The sequence below is a fragment of the Pseudomonadota bacterium genome (assembly GCA_008501635.1).
Taxonomy (GTDB): Bacteria; Pseudomonadota; Gammaproteobacteria; order QQUJ01; family QQUJ01; genus QQUJ01.
Genome location: QQUJ01000003.1, coordinates 1 through 8,645 on the forward strand (window position 1 = coordinate 1; position 8,645 = coordinate 8,645).

The window sequence follows — 8,645 nt, forward strand, 5'->3', positions numbered from 1 at the left end:
ATGCCTTGTTTGTACTGAGTGCATTGACCAATCTGTACCTGGCGCGGCGACGATTGCGATGCCCGACATAGGATTGGTGCGCCTGATAAACCGCAACGGCGCACAAAACGGCTAGAAAACGGCCCATGTTGAGCCGAATACTGCCTGCAAACGCTCCTTATGATGAAAAACACAAACATATTGAATCGGCCGTGCTGGTTTGCATAACTTATTCAGACGTTCCCTAACCTGGCAAACCGACTGAAAACGCCTTTATAGAAGGTTTGAATGGTAAGTTCTGGATAGTTCCTTCGGTTTTCTGCCACCAGTGGAATTTGCCAAACGAGCCGCAAAAAGTGAGCAGAATCTCATCCAACTCGTGGTAACAATATAAGGAAAAGGTCAGTCTCCCATATTCGTTGGAGAAGACATTGCCTCCTCACTGTAGTGCTGAATGATGTCAATTTCATCGGGCCGAAGTGGGGGCGTTGTGTTACCGTGCGCGAGACACAGGCGCTCAATGATTGCCACCAGCTTCTTATCCTCATCGGTTTCAACCTTATACACTCGACCGCGTGTCTGCTTTTGAGGCCAGGTACCCAAGATTTCGCTGCATCGTTTTGGGTCGTCGTCAAGAATTAAGTTGATATTAGAGATCCACGCTCCGAACAATATCGGGTCCAGCGCACTTAGCTCCGGGTACCACCATTGACCATCCGCATGGACTATATCTGGCTTGATACCATCAAAGATGGTCACCCGTTGGATGATCCGCCCAAGCGAATTCTCGATCCAAGCCCAATCGCCCTCCTGCAGACCAAGCTTGTGCGCAGTGTCCGGATGAAGTTCAAGTAGCGGGTATGGGCGGCGGGCCCGAGTTTCTGGCACCTGGCGCCAATCGGAGAGCATGAACCAGTAATTGCGGCTCCCATTGATGACGGTAAGTGGATAGCGATTCTCAGGGTCAGCAACGGACACTGGGCTATCCGGATGGGGTTCGTAGTAGGGCAAGGGTGGATAGCCGAGTTGCTCGAAGATAGTCGAATATAACTCCACCTTACCTGTTGGTGTTGCAAAGCCCGTCTGCTCGTATTTACGGAAGGTTTGCGTTTCCTGGGGAAACTCCTGCCCGAGTGAGTCCGCCAACTCGCTGAAGCTCTTTCCCGTATCCCGCAGACGCTCGTCGTAAGACTCCTCAAGGCTCTCCCAAGGCCAATGTTCTGCCTGACCGAGGCGTATCCCCAGTCCGCGCCAGAAATCAAAATCTGTGCGCCGGTCGTATTCGTCACTCACTGCAGGCAAGGCCGCTGCTGAGCCCGAGACACGCAGATGGAATCCAAGGTAGTTGTATATCGCTGGGCGCTCGAGCCAACTCGCAATGGGTAGGACATAATCGGCGAGCAGTGCCGTCGGCTGCCAGAAAAGATCGCAGTTAACCACGAGATCGAGTTTTTTGATAGCGGCGTACACGAGCCGTGTATTGACATGCGAGACGAGTGGATTAGATGAGGTAACTATCCCTGCCTTGATAGGGTAGGGCTTTTCGGAGATGATCGCCCTATAGACCGATGGCATATGTGCCTCACCGGTGTACCAGTGAATACCGCCGCGTTTTCCATAGTGCTTAGATATAACTTCGGTGAGTATTTCCTGACCTGGCATGCTGTGCAACTTGAAGCGGTCGTGCGCGATTTGTTTGGCACGCTGATCTCTGGAGAGTAGCTCGACCAGCTCTATTTCTCTATCAGTCTTGAAGCGCTTCGTAGGACCGGGGAGTTCATCACCGCCCTCTACGTCAAAGTTGCCCACAATCGCCGATAGACAGGCGCGTGCGTGTAGGATTTGGGCTGCATTGGGAGAATGCTCAACCCCCATGCCTTCGATGATCGAGCCAGGCCGATTCGTGGCGTAAGTCACCGCGGCATCGCGGATCACCGAGGCAGCTACACCCGTGATCTCCGCGACCCTATCCAGCGGGTATTCGGCAGCTTGTTTGCGCAGCGCCGCAAATCCATGGCACCAGCGTTCCACGAAAGCATGATCGTAGAGATCCTGATCAATGATGTAGTTGATCATGCCGAGCAGAATCGCCGCATCAGTACCCGGGCGCAGTTGAATCCATACGTCGGAGAGCTTTGCCACTTCTGATTGGCGTGGGTCCAGTGTGATGAGCTTTGCACCCTGCTGCTTCGCCTTTTGTACCGTTACCCAGTTCGCAGGACGCGCCACCTTTGGTTGTACCCCTAGGAACAAGATGCAGCGTGTGGCGTGGCGTAGAGAAAAGGCGGGATACCACCCCACAATTGCTTCGCTCACCAGTGAGCGGGGTCCGACGCAGATCGGGCCGGCACCGATAATGTTCGGCGTGCCGAACAGGCTTAAAAAGCGTTGCTTGTACTCTTCATGGGTCCATGTGTCACCAGCCGTGGCGAACACCGCCTCAGCTCCCCAGGTGTCACGAATCTCTGCGAGCCGCTGTGCGATCTCGTCGAGCGCCTCGGACCATTCCAAGCGTTGCCATCGATTTTCCCCACGCGCCCCGACGCGGCGTAGTGGGTAGCGCAGCCGATAGGGAGAGTTGAACCATTCTGGACCCTGGCGATAGCGAAGGGTTTGACAACCCGATCCATAGGCGCCGCCGATAAACTCCCGTTTCGAGATGATCTCCACGTGATCCAATTGGCCACTGTCGTCGCTAAACACTCGGACGCCACACTTGCCCTTACACCACGTGCATATCGCCTTTTTTATCTGCATCGTTGCCTCCACGCATGATTGAGGGTGAAGCCATTCCGTTCGCGCCCACGTTCCTGGTGTGGTCAGTGCTTTGGATCTCGATAGTTATGGTCATCATCCGAATGCTACTAACTGCGAAACCTCCGGATACGTTCGATAAGTCCTGGCCTAGCGGCGGACGCCACGAGTTCGTGGAGGTCCTGTGCTCGCGTGTCGGGTAGGGTAAGCCTGTGTAGGGCCCGTGTTGAATTGATATCGAGTAACACACTCGCGTGTTCTGCCTGTGTGATCAACGTTTCCCATTCGTCCTCAGGACTGATCCCCGTCAGAAAGCCTATGGCGATCCCCCTTTCGACGTCGAAGGTTTGGGACTGGTGTAGCAATTCGCGAGCGTGGTCCACGCCGATGCGAAACGCCAGTCGGCGCGTGCCGAGCACCAGCCCAAACTGCAGTCCCGGCATGCGGAATGTCGTACTGGGTGCGGCGATGCGGGCAGCGCAAGCACAGATGAGATCGACACCAGCGCCGAAGCAGGGGCCGTGGGCAAGGGCGAGTGTGTGGTACGGTGCGTGATGCAGCGTCTGGAGCAGTTGCTCGATGCGTACGAAACGCAATAGCAGATCACCTTCGGAAGTGTCCTCAAATCCAGAAAAATCAAAACCCGCACAAAAGCTGCGTCCTTCACCACGCAATACTAGCAGGCGAGTTTCGTCGTGCGCGGCAGCTTTCACGATGTGAAGCAGAGCGTCAACGGTTTTGCCATCAAGCGCGTTCCGCTTGTCTGGACGGTTGAGCGTAACGAATACCGTGTGACCGCGGCGTGTGTAGTTGACGCTATCGGGCAGGGCGAGCGGAGCGTTCATAGTAATTCTCCATTGCTGTTGAGTGCCTTCCCATATGACCGCGGTTGTAGCGCAGTTGTGTCATTCAGTCTGTCAACTTGTGCGAGCCAAGAAGAAGTTGCATAGAGTTTGCGAATGGTGTTCGATTGGCACGTACAACACACGATATTGCGTGCGCATACAAGAGACTGTATTCGCAGTAGAACTTAAACAGGTGGTTTTAAGACCCGGGCAGATCTCGTGTGTATCCAATAACGGAGTGGATCGATTGATTGCACTCCATGTGTCCGATCTCAGTCCGGCCGTAGGCGTGGGATCGAGGTCAGCGAGCCGTTGGTTGTGCCTACTCAAACTGTTTCAACCAACGGCTCGCCACCCCCGAAGCTATACTTTGGGAAATACGTAGGGAAGCGCCCTTGCCCGCATAAATTCTACTTCGGTGTTATTACTATAAGGCATCTGAAGCTCGCGGGCCTTCATCAGGCTTGCGTAGACTTCACGGGAGTACTTGTCACTGCTGATAATGGTTTCAATGACCTTCCCAATCTCGTTGCCAATGGCAACTAGAGATTCATCATCAATGACTCTCTCCTGCGTACCGTGCTTTGATATAAATTCTTGGAATTGGGGTCCGCTATACCAAACGAATTCGCTGAGCATTCGCACGTTTGTCGCGGCGGCACATTGCTCAATGAGTGCTTGATTTTCTTTGGACAATCCATCCCAGGCTTTGCTGTTGATAAACAATTCTAGCGCAGTCCCACTTTCATGGAAGCCAGGCGTGTAGTAGTACTTCGCAAAACGATAAAACGCCATGGATGCTTCGCCATGCGGGTTGTTCCACTCAACCCAATCCACCGTGCCCGAAGCTAGTGCTGCCGTCACTTCTGATCCAGGTACATTTACTACCACTGCACCGAGTTGTTTCATGGCTTCGGCGGCGATACCCGGCATCCGCATTTTAAGACCCTTGAAGTCCGCCAGTGACTTGACTTCTTTGGTGGACCAGCCGGGATGCTGTACGCCGGTATTGCCACAAAGAACAAATTTGCATCCGAGTTGATCACGATAGACCTTATCGGCAAGCTCCATGCCGCCGCCGAAGTAGTACCATGCGTTATATTCCTGAGCGGTCAAACCAAAAGGCATATTACTCAGAAACTGCGTAGCCGGAGCTTTTCCCTTCCAGTAGTAGGGCGCACCGTGACCTATCTCGACGGTTCCGCTTCCAACAGCATCAATAGACTCAAAGGCCGGTACTATTTCGCCGCTGGGATGAAGTTCAATAGTGAAGTCACCACCGGACACTTGTGTGACCATATCCGCGAAATATTGGGCACCGGTTCCCAAACCAGGCAAGTTTCGCGGCCATGTGCTTACCATGGTCCACTTGGTCCGACTCTTGGATATCGCGGGTGCTGAGAAACCCGCCATTGCTGCGCCCGCAGCGGCGATGGCGCCACCTTTCAGAAGCTTGCGCCGCTTTGGATCTAACGTGGTATTAGTCATTATCTCCTACCTCCTCTTGAACGTTGACACATAGAATTGTTGTAATTGCGTCTGGAATCTGAATGAGAAATATTTGAAGCGTTTCGTGTCACTCTCTCCTATTAGCAGGAACCTTATACTTAGGTGCTTATGCGGTGCATTGGCCAATGTGATTTGGCAAATTTCCTCAAATCGAGATTTGGCCATCCTCCCTTTTTCGGAATCCAGCAATGATATAAAATGTGGCGGTTACTAATTATGGGAGAATTATCTTAGGAGTATCATGAATATTTCACTGCAAGCACAAACGAGTTTTTTCGATAGCCTAGTATCGAGAAATACGATTACAAACATCGCAACAGACGCTGAAAACAGGCATTTTGGATGGAGTAGAGTAAATTCCGAAAGGCGGTCAGCCAAAAATCTTGGAGGGAAGCCAAGTTGCCAGCGCGGGAAAATACCAGACCAGTCCGAGGCCAATAACCTGTAATACAATGAATGGGGCCACGCCGCGGTATATGTCTACGGTCCTAATTTCAGGAGGAGCAATGCCCCGAAGATAAAAGAGAGCCCATCCGAATGGTGGCGTTAAAAAACTGGTTTGCAAATTCATAGCGAACATCACGCCAAGCCAAATCGGATTTACATCTAAGGCAAATAGTGCAGGCGCCACGATGGGGACAACGACAAAAACGATCTCGATAAAATCAAGAATAAACCCGAGTAGAAATACCACAACCATAATTAACAACATGGCGCTGAAAAAACCGCCGGGAAGAGTAGAAAAGAATTCGGTTACCATGCGATCCCCGCCCAACCCACGGAAGGTGAGAGAAAACAACGAAGCGCCCAAGAGGATTGCGAAAACCATACATGTAATACGGGTCGAAGACCGCGTCACGTAAGCGAGTACCGAGAGCGTGAGCTGGCGTCGGATCATCGCGAGCACCATGGCTCCTACTGCACCGAATGCCGCAGCTTCTGTGGGAGTCGCTACTCCAGCGATAATGGAACCGAGTACTGCGACGATCAGGAAGATGGGCGGCAGGAGTGCAGTCAACACTCGGAAGATGAGATCATGGCTAGAGACGGATGCGTCGTAGAAAGGCGGGCACCGCCGCGGGTGGCGGATAGCAACTAGGACGAGATAGGCAAGGTACAAGCTCACGAGCATAAGTCCTGGCACTATCGCTCCGGCGAACAGATCAATAACCGAGAATGGTTCGACGGCGAAGATTCCACGCGCCAGTTGCGATTCCGCATAAGTCCCTGCCAACGCATCACCAAGAAGCACCAACGCAATGGACGGGGGAATAATCTGCCCTAGAGTGCCCGACGCACAGATGGTACCGCATGCAAGACGGTGGTCATAACCGGCGCGTAGCATAGTGGGCAGACTGAGCAAACCCATCGCTATGACGGTGGCCCCCACGATGCCAGTGGAGGCCGCCAGCATCATTCCCACTACGGTGACCGAGAGGGCAAGGCCGCCGCGCATTTTGCCAAAGACCTGGCCCATTGTAACTAGTAACTGCTCCGCGATTTTAGAACGCTCCAACATGACACCCATAAAAATGAACAGTGGCACTGCGACAAGCAGTTCATTTGTCATGACTCCGAAATAGCGGGACGGGATTGCCGCGACAAGGATCCAGTTGAAGCTGTCCAAAGCGACACCCAGTAGGGCATATAACACGCCCATTCCCGCAAGTGTGAAGGCCACCGGATAACCCAAAAGGAGTGCAGCGCACGTCGTAGTCAAAAAAAGAATGCTCAGAACCTCTCCTGTTGCCATCTTCATACCTCTCGAAATATACGTAAATCGCCAGATACCAAAACGTTAGAGTAGTAGGAAGATTCAAGAAAAACGCTGTAGTCTAGATTGACCACATGCCCACCATGAGTCGGAAACAGGTTCACGACGCTAAATCTCAAACCATCTGACTGTCGTCGAACGGCTCCGCATATTCTGTGGCGCCACGCAGCACAAGGATACAGCGGAATATAACTGCGATACCTTGAAGGAGAAGAACCGCTACTAGTACCAATAGAAAACTCTTGAGCAGGTACAGGGCTGGTAATCCGCCAGCTTCTCTGGATGTTTCCAAACGCTGCCATGAAAGGATCACGTATGGATAGCAAGCCCACCAGACTATGCCCAATGTCGGAAAGAGAAAGATCATAGTGCCCACCAAATCGACCCAGGCCTTATATCGTTCATTTGCGGTCCGATAAAAAATATCGACGCGAACGTGATTATTGTGAACGAGTGTGTACCCCATCGCGGATGTGAACAGAATTCCATGCAGCCATAGGTAGGATTCCTGTAGCCCTATCCACCCAAGACTGAATCCATACCTGAAAATAGCTACTGAAAAGGTAATAAGAACAACCGCTAGCATTAACCACGAGACGGCGCGGCCGATGAAGTCATTGATTGATTCGAGCTGTCTTACGAGCGTTCCAAGAATATTCACTTCCGTCTCCTCGGGGCTGTGCGCTTAAAACAGCGTGCGCGAATCCGGCATAGGTAGCCTTTCTTCATGAAGAAGGCGGTTGATCTTCTAGTGGAATTATAAATACGCCGCTCTTTACCTTGCGGTTACAGAAAACAGTGCTTTCATTTCGTTTTTGAATGTCGTTAGCCAAATTTTCTGTCCGTACCCCACTTTGTCGTGAATTGCAGATGCACCGCTCTCACGGTAGGAGAGATTGTTTGCCCAACATGAAATTGCTCAATGCTGTCGATACATGCAGTCGTTCTCTATTTTTGGCGACACCATGATAGCGAACCTTGTCACACCTAAACACACGCCTGATATATCGAAAGGAATGTTCGATTTTTACCTGAGCGCTGGCCTTCAGCGTCTCGGGCTTCTCGGCATCGCTACCTATGCTAAGCGTACGCTGCTTACCCGGGCGAATTGCCACAAGCTAATCCACGCAACGAGCTTCGTGTTCTTCATTTTTATGTGTTTCATCGCAATTGCGATTGGCGCCATGGAATCATCCGACATTATACTTTATCGGAGTGTCACTAAAATCGAGCATAATACCAAACGAATTTTATTGATCATGGACGATCTATAATGCTGATGGGAACTGGGTGCGGTCTGATCGTGTCATCAGTTTCTTATATCCGAAAGAGCGATCTGCTACGCAGACATCTCTGTTTCTAATGCAGATGCTAAAACTAAGGCATCTCTGATTAAGTCCCAAAGTTTGCGACAATACACGCATTATTTGGAACCGGTAGAAAACGATGAAACAGCAAACATTTGCCGCGGGGGAATTTGAGCAATTTCGAAAACCAACCCGGCGAGAGAAGTTTCTCTCGGAGATGGATGCTGTGGTTCCATGGGATCAGCTTTGTGAGCTCATCGAACCCCACTACCCCAAAGCGGGAAACGGGCGCCCCCCCATTGAACTGGAACGGATGTTGCGCATCTACTTCCTCCAACACTGGTTCAACTTGTCGGATCCAGGCGCCGAGGAAGCGTTGTATGAATCTCGCTCCATGTGTCTTTTCGCCGGCATTGACCTTGGGCGTGAGCCGGTTCCCGACGAGACGACGATTCTCAATTTTCGTCATCTGCTGGA

Annotated in this window: 7 protein-coding genes; 2 read left to right on the forward strand and 5 right to left on the reverse strand. The window is 51.8% G+C overall.

Annotated features, from left to right (window positions below; all coding sequences use genetic code 11):
* Positions 1–381: 381 nt before the first annotated feature.
* The 5 genes from DWQ09_00655 to DWQ09_00675 all read right to left on the reverse strand — a co-directional run bounded on the left by DWQ09_00655 (position 382) and on the right by DWQ09_00675 (position 7,522).
* The gene (locus DWQ09_00655; protein KAA3630377.1) at positions 382–2,736 is read right to left on the reverse strand and encodes a hypothetical protein; all 2,355 of its coding nucleotides are present in this window, start codon (positions 2,734–2,736) and stop codon (positions 382–384) included.
* 107 nt (positions 2,737–2,843) lie between these two features.
* Positions 2,844–3,578 carry an enoyl-CoA hydratase/isomerase family protein gene (locus DWQ09_00660; GenBank protein KAA3630378.1) on the reverse strand — a complete coding sequence of 245 codons (735 nt, stop codon included), beginning with the start codon at positions 3,576–3,578 and terminating at the stop codon, positions 2,844–2,846.
* Between the two features lie 363 nt (positions 3,579–3,941).
* On the reverse strand, positions 3,942–5,066 hold the full coding sequence (locus DWQ09_00665) for an ABC transporter substrate-binding protein (GenBank protein ID KAA3630379.1): 1,125 nt from the start codon (positions 5,064–5,066) through the stop codon (positions 3,942–3,944).
* Between the two features lie 391 nt (positions 5,067–5,457).
* Complete coding sequence (locus DWQ09_00670; protein KAA3630383.1) at positions 5,458–6,840, reverse strand: C4-dicarboxylate ABC transporter; 1,383 nt, start codon at positions 6,838–6,840, stop codon at positions 5,458–5,460.
* A gap of 136 nt (positions 6,841–6,976) precedes the next feature.
* Positions 6,977–7,522 carry a C4-dicarboxylate ABC transporter permease gene (locus DWQ09_00675; GenBank protein KAA3630380.1) on the reverse strand — a complete coding sequence of 182 codons (546 nt, stop codon included), beginning with the start codon at positions 7,520–7,522 and terminating at the stop codon, positions 6,977–6,979.
* 274 nt (positions 7,523–7,796) lie between these two features.
* On the opposite strand from DWQ09_00675, the gene DWQ09_00680 reads away from it, so the two are divergent.
* Both DWQ09_00680 and DWQ09_00685 read left to right on the forward strand, forming a co-directional pair.
* A complete protein-coding gene (locus DWQ09_00680) occupies positions 7,797–8,135 on the forward strand; it encodes a hypothetical protein (protein KAA3630381.1) in 339 nt (112 codons plus the stop codon).
* Between the two features lie 172 nt (positions 8,136–8,307).
* The coding region (locus tag DWQ09_00685) for a transposase (protein KAA3630382.1) at positions 8,308–8,645 on the forward strand (338 nt) is incomplete at its 3' end.